The organism is Halobiforma lacisalsi AJ5 (assembly GCF_000226975.2).
GTDB classification, from domain to species: Archaea; Halobacteriota; Halobacteria; order Halobacteriales; family Natrialbaceae; genus Natronobacterium; species Natronobacterium lacisalsi.
Genome location: NZ_CP019285.1, coordinates 247,767 through 266,764 on the forward strand (window position 1 = coordinate 247,767; position 18,998 = coordinate 266,764).

Annotated in this window: 18 protein-coding genes; 5 read left to right on the plus strand and 13 right to left on the minus strand. The window is 67.8% G+C overall.

The genetic code is table 11. The annotated features are described in order from the left end of the window. Positions 1 to 13 precede the first annotated feature (13 nt). Positions 14 to 1,015, minus strand: coding sequence for a diacylglycerol/lipid kinase family protein (locus tag CHINAEXTREME_RS01070; RefSeq protein ID WP_007142365.1), 1,002 nt, complete (start codon positions 1,013 to 1,015; stop codon positions 14 to 16). Between the two features lie 55 nt (positions 1,016 to 1,070). Here CHINAEXTREME_RS01070 and CHINAEXTREME_RS01075 point away from each other — a divergent pair, with 55 nt between their 5' ends. Beyond that, positions 1,071 to 1,793: a PHP domain-containing protein gene (locus CHINAEXTREME_RS01075; protein WP_007142364.1), complete on the plus strand. Its 723-nt coding sequence runs from the start codon at positions 1,071 to 1,073 to the stop codon at positions 1,791 to 1,793. A gap of 12 nt (positions 1,794 to 1,805) precedes the next feature. Here the strand turns inward: CHINAEXTREME_RS01075 and CHINAEXTREME_RS01080 are convergent, their stop codons facing one another. After that, positions 1,806 to 2,219, minus strand: a complete 414-nt coding sequence (locus CHINAEXTREME_RS01080) for an Lrp/AsnC family transcriptional regulator (protein ID WP_007142363.1) — start codon at positions 2,217 to 2,219, stop codon at positions 1,806 to 1,808. Positions 2,220 to 2,321: 102 nt separating this feature from the next. Between CHINAEXTREME_RS01080 and carA the strand changes: the two genes are divergently transcribed. Then, positions 2,322 to 3,398 carry a glutamine-hydrolyzing carbamoyl-phosphate synthase small subunit gene (gene carA / locus CHINAEXTREME_RS01085; protein WP_007142362.1) on the plus strand — a complete coding sequence of 359 codons (1,077 nt, stop codon included), beginning with the start codon at positions 2,322 to 2,324 and terminating at the stop codon, positions 3,396 to 3,398. Positions 3,399 to 3,430: 32 nt separating this feature from the next. Here the strand turns inward: carA and CHINAEXTREME_RS01090 are convergent, their stop codons facing one another. From CHINAEXTREME_RS01090 to CHINAEXTREME_RS01105, 4 genes are all read right to left on the minus strand, one after another. Further along, positions 3,431 to 4,405: an NAD(P)/FAD-dependent oxidoreductase gene (locus CHINAEXTREME_RS01090; protein ID WP_007142361.1), complete on the minus strand. Its 975-nt coding sequence runs from the start codon at positions 4,403 to 4,405 to the stop codon at positions 3,431 to 3,433. A gap of 1 nt (position 4,406) precedes the next feature. Then, positions 4,407 to 5,603 (minus strand): ABC transporter substrate-binding protein, encoded by a 1,197-nt coding sequence (locus tag CHINAEXTREME_RS01095; protein WP_007142360.1) that lies wholly within the window; start codon positions 5,601 to 5,603, stop codon positions 4,407 to 4,409. 152 nt (positions 5,604 to 5,755) lie between these two features. After that, entirely contained in the window at positions 5,756 to 6,562 is an 807-nt protein-coding gene (locus CHINAEXTREME_RS01100) for an SIMPL domain-containing protein (RefSeq protein ID WP_007142359.1), read from the minus strand. 101 nt (positions 6,563 to 6,663) lie between these two features. Continuing rightward, complete coding sequence (locus tag CHINAEXTREME_RS01105; RefSeq protein ID WP_007142358.1) at positions 6,664 to 7,425, minus strand: glycerophosphodiester phosphodiesterase; 762 nt, start codon at positions 7,423 to 7,425, stop codon at positions 6,664 to 6,666. 214 nt (positions 7,426 to 7,639) lie between these two features. Here CHINAEXTREME_RS01105 and CHINAEXTREME_RS01110 point away from each other — a divergent pair, with 214 nt between their 5' ends. Beyond that, positions 7,640 to 8,008, plus strand: a complete 369-nt coding sequence (locus CHINAEXTREME_RS01110; RefSeq protein WP_007142357.1) for a hypothetical protein — start codon at positions 7,640 to 7,642, stop codon at positions 8,006 to 8,008. 81 nt (positions 8,009 to 8,089) lie between these two features. On the opposite strand, the gene purH is transcribed toward CHINAEXTREME_RS01110, so the two are convergent. Next, the gene (gene purH / locus CHINAEXTREME_RS01115) at positions 8,090 to 9,718 is read right to left on the minus strand and encodes a bifunctional phosphoribosylaminoimidazolecarboxamide formyltransferase/IMP cyclohydrolase (protein WP_007142356.1); all 1,629 of its coding nucleotides are present in this window, start codon (positions 9,716 to 9,718) and stop codon (positions 8,090 to 8,092) included. Positions 9,719 to 9,894: 176 nt separating this feature from the next. On the opposite strand from purH, the gene purB reads away from it, so the two are divergent. Further along, positions 9,895 to 11,280 carry an adenylosuccinate lyase gene (gene purB / locus CHINAEXTREME_RS01120; protein WP_007142355.1) on the plus strand — a complete coding sequence of 462 codons (1,386 nt, stop codon included), beginning with the start codon at positions 9,895 to 9,897 and terminating at the stop codon, positions 11,278 to 11,280. Positions 11,281 to 11,307: 27 nt separating this feature from the next. Here the strand turns inward: purB and CHINAEXTREME_RS01125 are convergent, their stop codons facing one another. The 6 genes from CHINAEXTREME_RS01125 to dapA form a co-directional block, all read right to left on the minus strand. Beyond that, on the minus strand, positions 11,308 to 12,390 hold the full coding sequence (locus tag CHINAEXTREME_RS01125; protein WP_007142354.1) for a M20 family metallopeptidase: 1,083 nt from the start codon (positions 12,388 to 12,390) through the stop codon (positions 11,308 to 11,310). Then, positions 12,390 to 13,631, minus strand: coding sequence for a diaminopimelate decarboxylase (lysA, locus tag CHINAEXTREME_RS01130; protein ID WP_007142353.1), 1,242 nt, complete (start codon positions 13,629 to 13,631; stop codon positions 12,390 to 12,392). Before lysA ends, CHINAEXTREME_RS01125 begins: the two co-directional genes overlap by 1 nt. Before the next feature lie 64 nt (positions 13,632 to 13,695). Next, a complete protein-coding gene (locus CHINAEXTREME_RS01135) occupies positions 13,696 to 14,460 on the minus strand; it encodes an aldo/keto reductase (protein ID WP_029601476.1) in 765 nt (254 codons plus the stop codon). Between the two features lie 608 nt (positions 14,461 to 15,068). Further along, on the minus strand, positions 15,069 to 15,950 hold the full coding sequence (locus tag CHINAEXTREME_RS01145) for a 2,3,4,5-tetrahydropyridine-2,6-dicarboxylate N-succinyltransferase (RefSeq protein ID WP_007142351.1): 882 nt from the start codon (positions 15,948 to 15,950) through the stop codon (positions 15,069 to 15,071). Then, positions 15,947 to 16,720 (minus strand): 4-hydroxy-tetrahydrodipicolinate reductase, encoded by a 774-nt coding sequence (gene dapB / locus CHINAEXTREME_RS01150; RefSeq protein ID WP_007142350.1) that lies wholly within the window; start codon positions 16,718 to 16,720, stop codon positions 15,947 to 15,949. The genes CHINAEXTREME_RS01145 and dapB overlap by 4 nt, the downstream gene beginning before the upstream one ends. Further along, the gene (dapA, locus tag CHINAEXTREME_RS01155; protein WP_007142349.1) at positions 16,717 to 17,655 is read right to left on the minus strand and encodes a 4-hydroxy-tetrahydrodipicolinate synthase; all 939 of its coding nucleotides are present in this window, start codon (positions 17,653 to 17,655) and stop codon (positions 16,717 to 16,719) included. The genes dapB and dapA overlap by 4 nt, the downstream gene beginning before the upstream one ends. Before the next feature lie 412 nt (positions 17,656 to 18,067). Between dapA and CHINAEXTREME_RS01160 the strand changes: the two genes are divergently transcribed. After that, positions 18,068 to 18,892: a M48 family metallopeptidase gene (locus CHINAEXTREME_RS01160; protein WP_007142348.1), complete on the plus strand. Its 825-nt coding sequence runs from the start codon at positions 18,068 to 18,070 to the stop codon at positions 18,890 to 18,892. The last annotated feature ends 106 nt before the right edge of the window (positions 18,893 to 18,998 follow it).

The window sequence follows — 18,998 nt, forward strand, 5'->3', positions numbered from 1 at the left end:
GAGGGGAGCGGGGTCAGCCCTCGAGCGGCCACAGCCCGCCCTCTGTCTCCTCACCCTCGTCCGGGTTCGAGTCCGGGTCCGAATCCGGATTCGGATCTGGGGTCGGCTCGTACTCGTCCCCGACCGCGATCTCGAGCGTGTCCGGTTCCGTCTCGAGTCGCAGCCGGTCGGTCTCTAACATCTCCCCATCGAGGCTGTACTCGACCGACTCCTCGCGGCTCTCGATCACCAGCGACGGCGTCCGTCGCCGAACGATGCGATCGCCGTCGCGGTCGAACAGTCCCTCGAGTGCCGCGTCACCGAGCAGGTCGACCGTCGACGCGTCCTCGACGATCGTCACCTCGAAGCGGCCGTCCTCGACGTCGGCCTGGGCGGTTCGCGCACCGGTGAACCGCCGGCAGTTCCCCACGAGCACGAACAGGGCTTCCCCCTCCCACGTTCGCGACGGCTCGGCGCTGGGTCCGTCGGCTGTCTTCACCCGAAGCGGGAGCGAGTCGAACGAGCCGACGGCGTCGAGCGTCTCCTTGACGTAGGCAAGGACGCCGAGTTCCGCCTTGTTCTCGGCGGACGTCTCGCTGCTGGCTTCGGCGGTGACGCCCCCGACACAGGAGTTGACGAACGCCCGCTCGTTCGCGAAGCCCAGATCGATCTTCCGACGTCGTCCGTCCTCTACAACCCCGAAGGCGTGTTCGATCCCCTCGATGCCGACGTTCGACGCGAAGTTGTTCCCGGTGCCCGCCGGAACGGCCGCGACCGTCGTCGTCTCGAGTTCGCCGGCCGACGCGACCCCGTTGACGACCTCGTTGATGGTGCCGTCGCCGCCGGCCGCGGCGACGAGAGAGGCCTCTTCGGCTGCCTCGCGGGCGAATCGTTTCGCGTCGCCGGCTTCCTCGGTTCGCCTGATCTCGAGCCCGTGGTCGGCCGCCAGATCGGTGACCCGATCGACGTGGTCGCCGTTCCCGCTGATCGGGTTGAGCACGAGAACCCGGTCGTCCGTGTGACCGTCCGACTCCATACCGTAGTACGTGCCGGGCGTGGACAAAAGGGGTACCCCGGCGTATGCTCCGTACATGTACGCCGTCGATCTGCACGCACACACGCGCTTCTTTCACGGCCGTCGCCGGCTCGGGGACCGATTCGACCCGTTCGGTGCTCGACTCCTCGCCGAGGCGACCAAGCGTCGCGGCCTCTCCGGGGTCGCGACGACGAACCACGACTACTACACGCCGCTCGAGCCGAACGTTGACGTCGCCGTCCTCCCCGGGATCGAGATCACGACCGATCGCGGACACGTCCTCGTCGTCGGTCCCGACCCGCCTGCGGAGACCGAACCCGGAGTGCTCACGCCGGGCGAGGCGGTCGACCTGGCCCACGAACGGGACTGTGCGGCCATCGTCGCCCACCCGTACCGGAACAGTACCGTTCGCGAACTCGAGGAGGTCCCCTTCGACGCGATCGAGGTCAACGGGAAACACCCCCGGTCACGGCCGCTCGTCGAGGAGCTGGCGGCCGAACGGGGGCTGCCGCTCGTCGGCGGGAGCGACGCACATTACCCGTTCGAGGTGGGCCGGGCGTACACGCTGGTCGATACCGATGCCGACCGGCTCACGCCGTCCGCGCTCGTCGACGCGATCCGTGACGGGCAGGTCAGCGCGCGCATCTCGCGCTCGGCGCTCGACCGCCTTCTACGTCGCGGGTACCGGGCGATCCACCGGCGGAAGGGGGTGCTCGAGGCGATGGAGGGGCCGACTCCGGGCGTCGGGACGCCGCCGGGAGAGGAAGCCGAGCAGTGACCCGGCTGCCTGCTACCCGAGTTGCTCCTCGAGGATCAGCCGCGTCTTCGTGCTGACGACCTCCTCCTGGTCGCGAGCCTTGGTGATGAGGTCGTTGACACCGCGAGTGTCCGCGGCGTCGACGACCAGGACGATATCCTGTTCGCCGGAGACCATCCAGACGAGGTCGACCTCCTCCCACTGGGCCATGCGTTCGGAGACGGCGTTCGTGTCGACGTCGACGGCCACGCTGATCTCGAGCATCGCCTGGACGTTGCCGGTGCGAGTCGAGATGGTGAATCGTTCGATGACCCCATCGTCCATCATCCGTTCGACGCGGTTGCGGACGGTCCCCTCGCTGGTGCCGATCTCGTCTGCGATCTCTGTGTAGGGTGTGCGGGCGTCTCGCCGGAGAATGTCGAGGATCTGTCGGTCCAGATCGTCCATGGAGATCCGTACGTATGCGGACCGGATACTTACCGATTACGAATTTCGTAACTGAGCTTCGAAGACAACACTTATTATGGTAGGTTCGATACGTAGTTCGTAATGACGGAAGCCTACGTTGCGCTGGAGGGTGGCCACGTAATCGAGGGACGTGGTCGCGCTCCGGGAACCGCTCGCGGCGAACTGGTCTTCACGACGGCGTATACGGGATACGAGGAGAGCCTGACCGACCCCTCCTACGAGGAGCAGGTGCTTACCTTCTCGTACCCGCTGATCGGCAACTACGGCGTCCGAGAAGAGCGGTTCGAGGACGACCGCGTCCATCCGCGTGCGGTGCTCGCGAAGGAACTCACCGAGGACGTCGCCGACTGGCTCGCCGAGGAGGGCGTTCCGGCGGTCGACCACCTCGACACCCGCGACGTCGTCACCGACATCCGCGACGAGGGAGCGATGAAATGCGGTATCGCCGTCGGCGACGACGTCACCGAGGCCGACGCCCTCGAGCAACTCGAGCAGTGCAAGGGGATGAGCGAACACACCGACATCGGCTCGCAGGTCAGCGTCGACGAGCCGGTCGTCCGCGGCGAGGGCAACGACGGCGAGACCGTCGCCCTCGTTGACTGCGGCGCGAAGGGGTCGATCGTCGACTCGCTTCTGGCCCGCGACGCCGAGGTACACGTCCTCCCCTACGACGCGACCCCCGAAGACGTCGCGTCCGTCGATCCGGACGTCCTGTTTATCTCGAACGGGCCGGGCGACCCGGCCAACTACGGGGCGGCGATCGATCTCGTCCAGGAGTTCGTCGGCGAGACGCCCGTCGCCGGCATCTGTCTCGGCCAGCAGATCGTCGCCGAGGCCCTGGGCGGGACCACCGAGAAGATGGACTTCGGCCACCGCGGCGTCAACCAGCCCGTCCTCGACCTCGAGTCCGGCCAGGTCGTGATGACCACTCAGAACCACGGCTACACCGTCGACGAGCCGGGCGACCACCTCGAGGTCACCCAGATCAACGTCAACGACGACACGCCGGAGGGACTGGACGGGATCGACCACGACATCATCACCCGCCAGTACCACCCCGAGGCCAACCCCGGCCCGGAGGACACCCTCGACTTCTTCGACGACGTGCTCGCGATGGCCGACGAGCGAGCGCAGCGGGCCGTTCCCGCCGACGATTGAGACGCTCTTCCTCTCGTTTCCGCGGCCCGGCGCTAGCCGCCCGACGATCCGTCCTCGGCGAGCGCAGCCGCTCGCTCGAGGATCGCGTCGTCGTCGACCGCGTCGAGAACGATCTCGTCCTCGAGCGCCGCGGCGAGTCGACGCTGCCCGCGTTCGGCGCGTCGCGTGGCGACCGCTTCCTCGAGATAGGTGCCGTCGTACTCGTCGGCGTACGTCTCCGCGAGCCGGCGGACGGTCGCCGGATCGCGGTCCTCGGGCGCGCGCTCCTCGAAGACCTCGACCCACCGGTCGGGGTCGGCCCACTCCTCGCGGCGGTTCTGCATCCGACGACGCCAGTCGTATCGACCGGCGTACTTGCCCCAGAGCCCGGCCTCTTCCCGAAGTTCGCGGATCAGGGTGCGGGCGACTGTCGCGCCGTGTCCGGCCGCGACGATCGCCTGGTCGCCACAGCCGGCCAGCGGACCGGCGACGTAGAGGCCGTCGACGGGGGTAGTACCGTCGTCGTCGGGGTAGTCGCGGTCGAAGCGTTCGTCGTCGCCGTCCGCCTCCGTGACGAACATCGCCGTCTCGTCGTCGAGGCCGCGGACGTACTCGCCGTCGTACTTCGTCGCGGCGACGACGAACCGGGCCGTGACGGGCTCCCCATCCTGGAGTTCGAGTCGGAAGCCGGTGTCTTCGCCCCCCTCGAGTGCGACGACGGATTCGACGTGATCCTCTCGGAGCCGACAGCCTGCCCGCTCGGCGTGATCCTGTGCGAGTTCGAGGAACGTCTCGACGTCGATCCCGCAGGGGAACCCGAGATAGTTCTCGAGCGAGGCACAGCGGCGCAGCGACGAGGGACCCCGATCGAAGATCGTCGTCTCGAGTCCGTACCGGGCGGTAAAGACGCCCGCCGAGCAGCCGGCGGGGCCGCCGCCGACGATGGCGACGTCGACGTCGACGTCGGTTGCGGCGTCAGTCCCGGCAGCGCCGCCCTCGCGGAATTCACTCCAGTCGCTCTCGCCCATCCTAGTCCTCCCCGCGGACGATCGCTGCGACCCGTTCCCGGTCGAACAGTCGTTCCTCCTCGGGGATCGTCGGATACGGCTCGCCAGGTTCGTAGCCCGGCCACTCCCCGAACCGGTCCGGATAGAGCTGTTTGGCCGTCATCTCGGTCTGGAAGAGGTTCATGATCGGCCCCTGGTAGCGCATCCCCCCGGCGACGACTCGATCGTTTCGCACCGCCTCGAGGTCACTCCCGACGGGATGATCGGCGAGCCGCTCGCGGACGTCCTCGATCGAGTACCGGGAGGTGATCCCCCAGAGGTGAAGCACGACGTCCGGGTCGGCCTCGAGCATCGTCTCGTAGTCGACCGTCCCCCAGTCGCCCGACCAGTCGTAGTCCGCGAGCGCGTCGCGGGCGGCGAGGGGTCGGGTATCGGCCTGCCAGTAGCCGGGCGCGTTGAGGTGATAGGTGAAGAACTGGCCGTCGCCGAGGGTGACCCGCGCCGCCGTCGGGCGCTCGCTTTTCGGCGGCAGGTCCGACCCGATTCGGTCCCGGAGGTCGGCGTGGACCGTCTCGAGCGCCTCGAACCGCTCGCGTTCGCGGAACACCGCCGCGACCCCCTCGAAGATCTCCCAGAGGGTGTAATACTCGTACCCGTCGGCGTAGGCCGGTGCGGGCTCGCTGTGGACGCCGCTGTGGAAGTTGCCGAGCCAGGGCCCCAGCGTCGACGCGATCTCGTCGACGTCGTCCGTGGTCCAGTCGTCGTTGTGTTTGACCGGGTACGACGGATCGAGGAAGTGGATGTCGCTGTCGAGGTCGTAGAGCAACTCCCTGGTGAGTCCGCCCTCGAGCGGGTCGGGAAGCCCCTCCCAGTCGAACGAGACGCCTTCGAGATGGTGGTAGTACTTGTCCATCGTCGTGCCGGCCATTTCCGTCGAGAACAGCGCGTTCACTGCATCGCCGTGGCCAAGCGCGACGGCCATGTCGGCGTACTGCGGGAAAGCGACGAAGGCGTCTTCCGGGACGGAATCGAACTCCACGTCGCCGACCGGAGCGAGCGTCGCCCCGTGGGACCCGTCGCTCCCCGTCTCCCCGTTCGCTTCGTCGTCAGTTCCGTCGGACGAACCCTCGAGACAGCCTGCCAGGGCCGCGCTCCCGACCGTTACCCCCGCGGTGACGAACCGCCGTCGACTCGAATCGATCGCTCGATGTACTGCCATACGATTTAGGCCCGCCTAATAATTTAAAAACCGATCGATTTAGGCCGGCCGAAAATATCGGGGGAGGAGGCGGTCGTCCCTTCTCCGCCACTCCCCTCCGCTCGAGAGGACACGACTACGGGAACGTACCCGTACGGGCGCCAACACCTGGACTAACGCTCCGAGAACGCGTACTCGACGGTGACGCTGGCGGTCACGGTGACCGGATCGGCGTCGATATCCGTTCGCGGCGCGCCGCCCGCATCGTCGGCGGCCGACTCGTAGCCGGTGGCGTAACTGGTCGTCCTGACGCGAACGTCGTCGGTCGCAACGGACATCGTCCCCTCGAGTTCGACGCCCCGGTTGTCGGCGACGTGGGCGGCCTCCTCGTCGGCGTTGGCAAGCGCCTCGTCGAGCGCGTCCTTCCGGAGTTCGGCGCGGGTGTCGTCCCCCAGCGTGAAGTTCACGCGGCCGATGTCGTCGGCTCCGCCCTCGGCGACGGCGTCGATGACGTCGCCGACCCGATCGACGTCGTCGATCGTCACCTCGAAGGAGTGGACGCCGCGGATCTCCGTCGTGTCGTCCTCCCGTCTGCGCACCGGCGAAATCCGGTACCGGCGCTCCTCGACGTTGTCGTCGGGGATGCCGAGTTCGTCGAACGTCGCCCGCAGTTCGTCGGCCCCCGACGCCAGTTCCGCGGCGACGGCCTCCGCGGACTCGCCGCGCGCCTCGACGCCGACGTCGACGGTTGCCTCGTCGGGATCGGCCTCGACTTCGCCGGTCGCGCCGACTGTGATCGTCCGGTCGTCTTCCGCCGTGCCGTTGGATTCGCCGGTACTCGCGTTCGTCGTCGACCCGAGAGCGTCGCCGAGGCAACCGGCCATCGACGCCGCTGCGCCGACGCCGGCAGCCGCGAGGAAGCGGCGTCGGTTCGGTTCCGTGCCCGAGTCCGAGTTCTGGGTCGAATTCGTCTCCGTCATCGTATCTAGACCGTCACACCCCACCTAAAAACCCACTCGGCTAGCTGAAACGGCTCTTTTACCTCGTGATGCAGCATCGACCGTCGAACTGGACGGGCGGTTCACCCCTCGTTGACGACCTCGAACGCGTAGTCCGGACGGTTGGTCACCAGCACGTCGTGGTCGATCTCGAGAACGTCCCGGATCGTCGCCTTCGTGTCGACGAGTTTCCAGACGCCCGCGGTGAGTCCGGCCTCTCTGGCCGCCGAGACGTAGTTCGATACGCCGTGGGGCGCGTAGTGAGTGAACGCCGCGTCCGCGCCGCAGGAGGCGGCAGCGTCCGCGAGCCAGGGGCCCGGCACCGAGCCGATCAGGCCGATCGGAACGCCCGCCTCCCGGGCCGTCTCGAGGGCTTCCTCGTCGAAGGCGATGATCGTCAGGCGGTCGAGTAGGCCGTAGGCAGCGACCTTCTCGAGGATCGCGTCGGTGTACCCCGTCTCCTTGGGTTCGAGGTAGAGGGCGACGTCGTCGTTCGCGTCCGCGATCGTCTCGAGCGCGTGGGGGAGCCTGATCAGCGGCTCGCCGTCGATCGTCGCGCCGCGGATCTCGTCCCAGTCGGTGTTGCGGACCCATCCCTGGCCGGTCGAGTCCCAGTCGAGGACGGGATCGTGAAACAGGAGCAGTTCACCGTCGGCGGTCCGTCGGACGTCCAGTTCGATCCCGTCGACGCCGACCTCGAGCGCCCGGCGGATCGCGGCCGCCGTGTTGGGCGGCGCGAGTCCCTCCGCGCCGCGGTGGCCGACGATCGCCGGGCGATCGGTCGCGACCGATCCGCCGGTAATCAGCGGCGACAGCCCCCACGCCGTGAGGGCGGAGAGGCTCACTCCCGTGCCCGCCAGGAGTTGCCGTCTGGAGAGCGAACGGGATGAGAGGGAGGGGGAAGGAGTGGGGGAGGAAGAACTCGAGGATGGGCGACTCATACGCGTTTGCTACCGTCCGTGCGTATATCAACTTTCTTCCGGTATCCGACTGGAGGGAACCACTGTCCTCGGGGACGCGAGTCGGAACCGATTTATCGTCAAATATCCAAACAGATGTATGGAACGACTCGAGCCAATCGCCGAACGAATTCGATCCCGGCCCGTCCTCGCCGTCTTCGGCGTCCTCGCGGCTCTCCCGACGGTGCTCGTGGTCGTTTCCTTCCGACAGCCGGTCGCGCTCCCGAACGGAGTCCTCCCTGCGTTCGAGTTCCTGTTCCGGCTGCTCGTCTACGCGCCGGTCGTGTTCCTCAGGACCGTGTTGCTCGAACCGATCGGACTCGGCATCCTCTTTGCCGTTCCCGGGCTCGAGCAGGCCGCCGTCGTGGCGACGCTGCTGGGGTTCTACTACGTCGTCAGTCACCTGCTCGTCCGCCTCGGACGGGTGCTGATGGAGCAATTGTCGGAACCCGGACTCGAAGGCCGATAGGCGGCCGCGGATCCGTGTCGATCGTCACGTCCCCCTGTCCCGAACGAGGACGCGGGCGAACGATCGGCGGAACGGTAGCAATCAGTCGTGCCGGAACGACCGCTGCCCCGTAAACGCCATCGCCATCCCGTGTTCGTCCGCAGCCTCGATCACGTCCTCGTCGTTGACGGAACCGCCGGGCTGGATCACGGCCTCGATACCCGCTTCGGCGGCCTGCTCGATGCCGTCCGGGAACGGGAAGAAGGCGTCCGAGGCCATCACGGCCCCCTCGGCGTCCTTGCCCTCGGCGTGCTCGTCGGCCTTCATCGCCGCGAGGCGGACCGCGTCGACGCGGGACACCTGCCCCATCCCGACGCCGACCGTCTCGGTACCGTCCGCAAAGAGGATGCCGTTCGACTTGACGTGTTTCAGCGTCTGCCAGGCGAACACCATCGTCTCGAGTTCCTCGTCCGTCGGTTCCCGTTCCGTGACGATCTCGAGGTCGTCGACCGAGATCGACTGGCGGTCCCGCTCCTGGACGAGGCGGCCGGCGACCAGTGGTTTCTCGGTGAACCGCTCGGTCCGCTCGTCGCCCAGTTCGCCGACGTCGAGAACACGGAGATTCTCCTTCTCACGGAGGACCTCAAGCGCGTCGTCGGTGTAACCGGGCGCGACGACGACCTCCTTGAACGAGTCGACGATCAGTTCGGCGGTTGCGGCGTCACACTCCCGGTTCAACGAGACGATGCCGCCGAAGGCGCTCATCGGGTCCGTCGAGAGGGCCTTCTCGTAGGCCTCGGCGAGCGTGTCCGCGGTCGCACAGCCCGCCGGATTGGTGTGTTTGATGACGGCCGCGGCGGGCTCGTCGAACTCCTTGATGAGGTTCAGCGCGCCGTCGGCGTCGTTGTAGTTGTTGTACGAGAGGGCTTTCGCACCCTCGTTGAGCTGGTCGGCGTGGACCACCGAGGCCTCGTCGCAGGTGTAGTCGGCGTAGACGGCGGCGTCCTGGTGGGGGTTCTCGCCGTACCGGAGCGTGTCGACGCGGTCGCTCGAGACGACCCGCCGCGACGGGAGTCCGCCGTCCTCGCCCGGGCGGTCCGCGTCGACGGTCACCTCGCCGGCGTCTTCGTCCACGTCGACTGCCCCCTCGGCGAACCACTTCACCGCACGCGGGTAGGCCCGGAACTCGCCCTCGTAGAGGACTCGTTCCTTGAGCGACTCGGTGTCGTCGCCCTCATAGACCGGGATCGGTTCCTGGGTAACGATCGGGCCGGCGTCGACCTCGCTCTCGAGGACCTCGCCGCCCTCGTCGGTCGCGTCGGTTACTACGTGGACCGTACAGCCCGTCACGGACACGTCCGCCTCGAGGGCGTCGCCCCAGGCGTCGGTTCCGGGGAACGCGGGCAGCAGGGACGGATGGACGTTCAGCGTCGTCGGCTGGGCCTCGAGGAACGTATCCGAGAGAATCCGCATGTAGCCGTCGAGACAGACCAGATCGAACTCGTACTCCGCGAGCGCCTCGTTGACGGCCCGCTCGTGCTCGCGGCGGTCCATCCCGTCCTCGAGCGGCACGACCTCGGTCGGAATGTCGCGCTCGGCCGCGGCCTCGAGGACCGGCGCAGCCGGGTCGTTCGTGAGTACGACGGCGAGTTCGGCACCACCAGGCTGTCTGTCGGCGATGTTCAACAGGTTGCGCCCTCGGTTGCCGGCCATCCCGGCGATTCGCGTCATGTTCGGACTCCCGCCCGCGAGGGGCAAAGCCGTTGCGGTCTCTTGCCCGCCAATATTCACATATGTGCATAAATAATCCGGTATCGAACCACTGATCACCCGAAATATACACGCCCGTGGTTTACTCGGGTCTCCGTTTCGATACCCTTTTGCACCGCGCTGGAAAGATGCGGACAATGACCGACACAGACGCACTGTACGCCGTCTCGCCGCTCGACGGCCGGTACAGTGGCCGGACCGCACCGCTGTCGCCGTACGCGAGCGAGGCCGCGCTCATGCGCGCCCGGGTCCGCGTCGAGGTCGAGTACCTGATCGCGCTGGCCGACCTCGAGGCGACGCCGCTGGAACTCGACCTCGAGGAGCGCGAACACCTCCGCGGGCTCTACAAGCACTTCGCCGAGGAGGACGCGCGACTGATCAAGACCCTCGAGACCGAAGGGCACGCCGGCTTCGAGGCGACGAACCACGACGTCAAGGCGGTCGAGTACTTCGTCCGTCATCGCCTCCCCGAGGACAGCGACGCCTCCGCCTGGATCCACTTCGGCCTGACCAGCGAGGACGTCAACAACCTCTCCCACCGGTTGCTCGTGCGCGATGCCGTCTCCGAGGTCCTGCTGCCGGAACTGTACGAGGTCCGGGACGCGCTCGCGGGAATGGCCCGCGACTACCGCGACCTCCCGATGCTCGCCCGCACGCACGGCCAGCCCGCGACGCCGACCACCTTCGGCAAGGAAATGGCCGTCTACGCCGCCCGACTCGGCCGCGCGACGGGCCGGATCCACGCCGCGGCCGACGACCTCCGGGGCAAGCTCGGCGGTGCGTCCGGCACGTACGCCGCCCACCACGCGGCCTATCCCGACGTCGACTGGCGGTCGTTCGCCGAGGAGTTCGTCACCGGTCTCGGCCTCGAGTTCGAACCGCTCACGACGCAGGTCAACCCCTGTGACGACCTCGCCGCGCTGTTCGACGCGTTCCGCGGGGCGAACAACGTTCTGCTCGACCTCGACCTGGACATGTGGCTCTACGTCTCCGACCGTTACCTCGGCCAGGAGGCCGTCGAGGGAGAAACCGGATCGTCGACGATGCCCCACAAGGTCAACCCGATCGACTTCGAGAACAGCGAGGGCAACCTCTCGAAGGCCAACTCCGACCTCGAGTTCCTCGCCGACTACGTCACCACCTCGCGGCTCCAACGGGATCTCTCCGACTCGACGGTCAAGCGCAACATCGGCGGGGCCTTCGCCCACTGTCTCATCGGCTACACGAAGACCGCCGCGGGCCTCGAGAAGGTCGTCCCCAACGAGAACGTCATGCGCGAGGACTTAGAGAGCACCCCCGAGATCATCGGCGAAGCCGTCCAGACGATCCTCCGACGCGAGGGCCAGGAGGACGCCTACGAGCAGGTCAAGGACCTGACCCGCGGAAAAGAGGTCACGCTCGAGGACTTCCGCGACCTGTTCGACGACCTCGAGGTCGAGGAGTCGGTCCGCGAGGAACTGCGGGAGCTGACGCCCGCGGGCTACACGGGGGTCGGCGACGAACTGGTCGGCGATCTGGAGTAGCCCTCGTCGATCGATCCGCGAGTCCCCTCACTCGAGCAACGCCGTGAGCGCCTCCTCGAGCGCGTCGGCCGCCGCTTCCACGTCCGAAAGCCGAACGTACTCCCGCCCGGCGTGGGCGACGCCGCCCTCGTCGTCGGTCAGCACGCCGGGGCCGAAGACGACCGTCGGCGCGTCGGCGGCGAAGAAGCCAGCCTCGGTCGCCGCGCCGAACGGCCGCACCTCGCCGCCGCTCGCGTCCCGCAGCGTCCGCACCAGCCGCTCGTCGGCGTCCGTGACGAACGCCCGCGGGAACGGCGTGTCGGGACGGATCAGGTCGACCGCGACCTCGAGCCCCCCGTCCTCGGCGATCCGCTCCTCGAGGAACGCCCTGAGGTCCGCGGCGAACGAGTCGGCCGTCTCCGGGGGCACGCTCCGCCGGTCGAACGTCACCCGGCAGGAGCCGGGAACGCGGTTCGGGGCCTCGCCGCCCTCGAGGACCGAGGGGGTCAGTTTCGGCTCGCCGAGCACGTCGTCCTCGCCGGATCCCGCCACCTCGTCGTACTCGCGAAGCGCCTCGAGGACGCGCTCGAGGCCGAAGACCGGGTTCCGGTCGGCGGGGACCTTCGCCGCGTGGCCGCTCTCGCCCTCGATCGTGATCGTCCCTTCGCATTGCCCGCGTGCGGCGATGCAGACGTCGAGATCGGTCGGTTCGCCGACGATATAGCCGTCCGCCGAGAGCCGCTCCTGCAACCCGGCGGCGCCGGTCATCAGCGTCTCCTCGTCGGGCGTGATCGCGAGCGTCAGTTTCCCAGCGCCGGGATCGACCCGCAGGAACGCGGCGAGCAGAGCCGCGAGCGGCCCCTTCGCGTCGCAGGCCCCGCGCCCGCGGACGACGTCGCCGTCGCGCTCGTAGGGGACGTGGGGCGCGACGGTGTCGATGTGGGTGTTCAGGACGAGGTGCGGACCGTCCTCGCCTCCGCCCCGAGTCGCGAGCACGTTGCCCAGTTCGTCGACCTCGGGCTCGAGACCGGCGTCCTCGAGCGTCTCGCACAGCAGGTCGCGCATCGCCGCGACGTCCTCGTGGGAAGGGGTCGCGACCGCGTCGGCGTGGAACGACTCGAGGTCGATCATCACTGCTCCAGCCGGGTCACGTCCGCGAGCGTCTCGCGCCGCCGCGCGACGCGGGCCTCGCCGTCCTCGAGGGCGATCTCGGCCGGCCGGGGCTGGGAGTGGAACTGGTTTGCCAGTTCGTAGCCGTAGGAGCCGGCGTTGCCGATGGCGAGGACGTCGCCGCGCTCGGGGCGGGCGATCGGCCGGTCGTGGGCGAAGACGTCCGCGCTGGTACAGACCGGGCCGCCGACGGTCGCCTCGATCGGTTCGCGGTCCGGCGCGGAGACGTTCAGCATCGGGTGGTAGGAGCCGAACATCGCAGGCCGGATCAGCGTCGAGAGGCTGGCGTCGACGCCGACGACGGTCGTGTCGGGGGCTTCCTTGATCGTGTTGACCTCGGTGAGGATCAGCCCCGCATCGGCGACGACGTAGCGCCCGGGCTCGAGTTTCAGTTGCGCCTCGAGGTCGCCGACCGCGTCGCGGACCATCTCCGCGGTCCGCTCGAGGTCGAGCGGCGCCTCGTCCTCGTGGTAGGGGACGCCGTAACCGCCGCCGACGTCGACGAACTCCAACTCGTCGTCGCCGATCCGGCGAGCCATCTCGCCGACGCGGGAGAGTGCGCGGCAGTGGTCCTCGAGGTCGTCGGTGAGGACGCCGCTGCCGGCGTGGGCGTGGAGCCCGACGAGGTCGCCGTCGAACTCCTCGCGAACGCGGTCGGCGACCTCGGGAACGCGCTCGTAGGGGATCCCGAACTTCGCGTCGGCCCCGGTTGCGACCTTCTCGTGGTGGCCCGTCCCGATCCCGGGGTTGATCCGGATCGCGATCCGGCCGTCGTACCCCCGCGCTTCGAGGCGCTCGAGAGTGTCGGTCGCGCCGATAGTGACCGTCAGGCCGGGGTTGTCCGCCCCGAGGTCCGCGGCGTAGTCGAGGTCGCGATCCGGCGGATTTACGGCGGTGTACTGGAGTTCGTTCGGGTCCGCGCTCGCGTCGATCGCCCGCTGTAGTTCGCCCCAGGCCGCACACTCGATGGTGCCGCCGACCTCGAGGACGGCTTCGAGGACGGCCTTGCCCGTGTGGGCCTTGGCGGCGTACATGACGTGGGCGTCGGGGAACGCGGCCGAGAACCGCGCGTAGTTTTCCTTCACTCGGTCGAGATCCACCACGTACAGCGGCGTCTCGTGGTCGTCGGAAAACGACTCGAGTCGCTCCAGGTTCCAGTCCGACAGCCGGCGCACGGCCGGCGAATCCGCGAGGTCGGTCATTACTGTCTTCAAACGACCGCGAGGATTCAAGGGTTTGGGTCGGGTCGAAACCCGCCGAAACCGGCTACTCGGGAAACAGCTCTTCCGTCCGCTCGATCCGATCGATCCGCTCGAGGTCCGTCGGCTCGAGGTCGATTTCCCGGGCCTCGAGGTTCGCCGTCAGGTGTCCGCGGCTGCTGGCTTTCGGGACCGGGACGACCCCGTCCTTCGCGGCGAGCCAGGCGAGACAGACGGCCTCGGGCGTGACGTCGTGTTTCTCGGCGACGGCAACGATCTCCTCGATCTCCCCGGCGCGGCCGTTCGCCAGCGGCGAGTATGCGACGAGCGGATAGCCGTGCTCGCGGGCGTGCTCGAGGAGGTTCTCCGGCTGAAAGAGCGGGTGGTACTCGACCTGGTGAGCCGCGATCGGCGCGTCGAGAACCGCACGGGCGGTCTCGAGTTCCTCGCGGGAGAAGTTACTCAGTCCGATTCCGTCGACGACCCCTGCCTCGGAGAGGGCGTCGAACGCGGGCAGCGTCCGCTCCGGGTCGTAGGTCTCGATCGGCCGGTGGACGTACAGCAGATCGACCGACTCGAGGCCCAGTCGCTCGAGGCTCTCCTCGGTCGTTCGACGGACGGCGTCCGGCTCGAGGCTGTCGGCCCAGACCTTCGTCGCGACCTGGACCTTCCGGCGCGAAACGTCGCTCCGGGCGAGGCCGTCGCCGACGACGGCTTCGTTCCCGTAGATCTGTGCGGTATCGAGGTGTCTGTAGCCGACCTCGAGGGCGGTCGCGATCGTCTCGGGGTCTTCGATTCCCATGGTCCCGAGCCCGATCGATGGGAGCTGCATACGCGACATTGGCGTGTTGGACGGAAGAGGGCTCGTATCCACACTTCGTCCGGCTGCTATTGCAAAGATGACCGTCGTCGACTCGTCTCGACGATCGAGACTGTGCCGATCGCCACCGATCGGCGTTCGTGGCGTCCGTCGTACCGCCGCGAGAGACTGTCTCCGACGGCGTCGTAGCACTATCACGGACGACTATTATACCGATCGCCCGGGTGCCAGTAGTATGCGAGTCGTTCTCAACGAATCGACGCAAACGATCCACAAACCTGCTCGATCGAACAGGCAGTCCACGGCCTGCGGCGCGCTCAGACACGTTTCTCCGGCTCGGATCCGGGAAACCACCCGAAGGGTTCCCGACTCGGCGACGGACGACGACACGTACTGCGGCCGGTGTTTCGACGTGGGCAGCGGGTACTAGGGCATCAGCATCGGCTCGAGCCGGTTTCCGTACGGCACTGGCAGACGTCCGAGCGCGCTGGGACTCGAGCGGGCGCGGACTCACCCCTTCCGGCCGGAGCCAGGGCCGTCGTCGCTCTCTCACTCGCCTACCTGATCGGGGGGGGCAGCGGCAGGAGTTCGATCGCGAGCCGTGAAGAGTACCGAGCGCGTTACTCCCGAAGCGCGTCCTCCCGTTCGGTCGCCTCGAGCGTCTCGGTCTCGAGGTCCGTCGCCACCACTGCGGGCTTGTACGCGCCGCCGTCGAAGAGGTCGTGGTCGCTGACCGAGGACTCGACGAACCGGGTGAACGCGCGCCGTTCCGGCGGCAGTTCCCCGTACAGCACCTCCTCCTCGACGAGGTCGTACACCGGAATGCGGGGCGTGAGGAGGGTATTCTCGCCGACGACGCTGTTCTCCCCGACGACGAACCCGCTGGTGACGCGACAGCCCGCGCCCAGGGAGACGCCGTCCTCGACGATCACGGGGGCACTCTCGACCGGCTCCAGTACTCCACCGATGAGTGTGTTCGCGCCGAGTTTGACGTTCTCGCCGATCTGGGCGCACGATCCGACGGTATCGCAGGAGTCGACGAGCGTTCCGTCGCCGACGTACGCGCCGATGTTGACGAAACTCGGACTCATCATGATACAGTCCGAGCCGAGGTACGCGCCCCGGCGGATCGTCGTCCCGTCGGGCGTGTTCCGGGTGCCGCGGTCGCCGAGGTCGCCCGTCTCGCGCAGCGGCAGGACGTCGTAGTGGTCGACGCCGCCGTACTCGTAGGCCCGGTTCTCCCGCAGGCCGAAGTTCAGCAGGATGCCCTGCTTGACCCACTCGTTTACCTCCCACTCGCCGTTCCCGGACGATGTCCGGGAGCCAGCAGACCTCTGCTCGGCGCTGTCGCGTTTCTCGGCGGCGCGGACCTCGCCGGCCTCGAGGGCCTCGAGGAACGCCTCGAGGGTAGCGGAGACGTCCTCGTCGGCCGTTTCCGCCGTGACGTCTCCGTTGTTGTACCGTGTCCACAGGTCTGCGATTTCGTTCTCGAGTGCACTCATTCGTCGATCACGTCCGCAAAGTCGTACCGTCCCGCCTTTCGTCCTGCGATCCAGACTGCCGCGTCGACCGCGCCCGCGGCGAAGACGCCGCGATCCTCGGCGCGGTGGGTCAGCCGTACCTCCTCGTCGTTGCCCGCGAGGATCACCTCGTGTTCGCCCGTGACGTCGCCCGCACGCAGGGCGTGGACGCCGATCTCGCCTTCCTCGCGTGGCTCCTCGCCCTCGCGGCCGTGGTTCCTCCCCGTAAAGTCGCCGTGCGCCTCGATTTCCTCGAGGAGCCGGTTCGCCGTGCCGCTGGGGGCGTCGCGCTTGCCGTTGTGGTGGGTCTCGACGAGTTCCACGTCGTAGCCGGGCAGGTTCCGTACCGCCTGCCCGACGACGTTGACCAGCGCCTGGACCCCGCGGGCGAAGTTCGGCGCGTGCAGGAGCGGGATCGACTCGCTCGCGGCCTCGAGGTCGGCGAGCGCCGCGTCGTCGAACCCCGTCGTTCCCGTCACGAAGGCGACCTCCGCGTCGGCCTCGATACAGGCGTGGGTGTACTCGAGCGCGGAGTCCGGCCCCGTAAAGTCGACGACAGCGTCGGGCTCGTGCTCGCCGAGCAGGGCGTCGAACTCCACGGCCGGTTCGACCGCGACCCCCTCGACGGTCGTCCCGTCGGGTTCGCGGTTGACCGCGAACGCGACCTCACAGTCCTCGCGCTCTCGGACGGCAGCGACGACCTCCCGGCCCATCCGGCCGGTCGCGCCGGTGACCCCGACCGCGACGGTCATCGATCGGCCTCCCGGCCGCCGTCCGCGACCGCGGTCGACTCCGCTTCGCCTCCCTCGAGGTCGGCGAGCACCGCCTCGAGATCCGAACGGTACTCCTCGGAGAGCCGCGAGAGCGGCGAGCGCAGTCGTGCGGGCCCGTAGCCGCGGATCTCCATGGCCTCTTTGACCGGGATCGGGTTGGTCTCGACGAACAGCGCACGGAACAGCGGGCCGAGTTCGTGGTGGAGGTCGCGGGCGCGGGCGTAGTCGCCCTCGAGCGCCGCGCCGACCATCGCGCAGGTGCGTTCGGGTTCGACGTTTGCCGCGACGCTGATGGTCCCGGTGCCGCCGACCGAGATCGTCGGCAGCGTGAGCGCGTCGTCGCCCGACAGCACCGCGAACTCCTCGTCGCGGGTCCGCTCGGCGATTTCGCCGATCTGGCCGAGGTCGCCGCTCGCGGCCTTGTAGCCCGCGATGTTCTCGTGGGCGGCGAGTTCGACCGCCGTGTCGGGTTCGATGGAGCGGCCCGTCCGCGAGGGGACGTTGTAGACGATCTGTGGTAGGTCGATGGCGTCGGCAATCGTCTCGTAGTGTTCGATCAGGCCGCGCTGTTCGGGCTTGTTGTAGTACGGCGAGATCAGCAACAGGCCGTCCGCGCCGACCTCGGCCGATCGCTCGGAGAGTTCCAGTGCCTCTCGGGTGTTGTTCGAACCCGATCCCGCGATGACGGGGACGTCGTCGACGGCGTCGACGACCGCCTCGACGACCTCGACGTGTTCGTCGTGGGACAGCGTCGCCGACTCCCCCGTGGAGCCGACGGGGACTAACCCGTCGACGCCCGCGGCCTCGAGTCGCCGTGCGTCCTCGCGAAGGGTTTCGAAGTCGATGCGCTCGTTCTCGTCGAAGGGCGTACACATTGCCGGGAAGACGCCCGAAAGGTCGATGTCGTGTGTCATGATCCAGTGTGTCGTGGCTGTCGGTCAGTAGTCGATCGGTTCGATCCGGTCCGCACCCGAACTGCGCCCGAGACGAGGTCGCTACGCTCGCCTCGAGCACCCTTCAGGAACGTTTTTTGACAGGTTTAGCAAAAGGAACGGCAATCGCGCACGCTCCGCTTCCGGCAGCGTGACCGGCGACTCGAGCGGAGCGTAGCATACGCGTTAGCGCGAGCGGAACGGACTTATGGATTACGTTACCTGCTGTTTTGGCCTCGAGACGGTCGGCCCGGGACGACAGTTCACTGCCGGAACGGGACCGATCCATGACAGGTGCTGCCGGAACGGGGCGCGGATCGACCGGGACATCACGCCGAGCCGTCGGGCGGTATATCCCGCGAAGCTTATACATCGTGATTGCTTACGAACGCCTATGACAGACTTCGGACTGAAAGTACGGATGTTCGTCGTCGGCTCGATCCTGGCGGCGCTGTACCTGTTCGTCGGGCTCGTCGGGCTGACGATGCTCGGTACGGGTGCCTGGCCGATCGTCCTCTTGCTTCTGATCACTTTCCCGTTCATCCAGTACAAGATCGGCACCTGGGCCGCAACCAGAAAGGCCGAAGAGATGCCCGAAGAGGGGCAGTACGCCGATATCCACCGGATGACGGAGTCGCTGAGCCGTGACATGGGCATCGACAAGCCCAAACTGATGGTCCAGGGGATGGGCGTCCCCAACGCCTTCGCGACCGGCCGCAAGGGCAACGGCGTCGTCGTCGTCAGCGAGGAACTCATCCGCCTGCTCGACCGCGACGAACTCGAGGGCGTCATCGCTCACGAACTGGCCCACATCAAGAACCGGGACGTGCTGATGATGACGGTGGGCAGTTCCATCGGGATGATGGTCGGCTACGCCGTGTACTTCGTCTACGTGTTCGCCGGTGACGACAACCCCGGCGGCTTCATCGTCGGCTGGATCCTCTCGATGTTCGCCCAGATGCTCGTCACGGTGCTGGTGATGGCCATCTCGCGGTACCGCGAGTACGTCGCCGACGACGACGCCCGACAGTACATCGGCAGCGGCGATCCGCTCGCTCGAGCGCTCGAGAAAATCTCGAAGGGAGCCGAGAACCGCGAATCGACCATCGACGACAGCACGGCCGCGCTCTGTATCTTCAATTCCGAGCGCGGACTGTTCCAGACCCTGTTCGCGACCCACCCGCCGACCGAAAAGCGCATCGAGAAGCTCCGGAGCTAACCGGGTTCGATTCGGCCCCGGTCCGTCTCCGGTCGTCCTTCTCGCCGCTCGTTGCGGTCGTGGTCACGCCCGGGCCACGATCACAGAAACCGTCACGATCGACGCG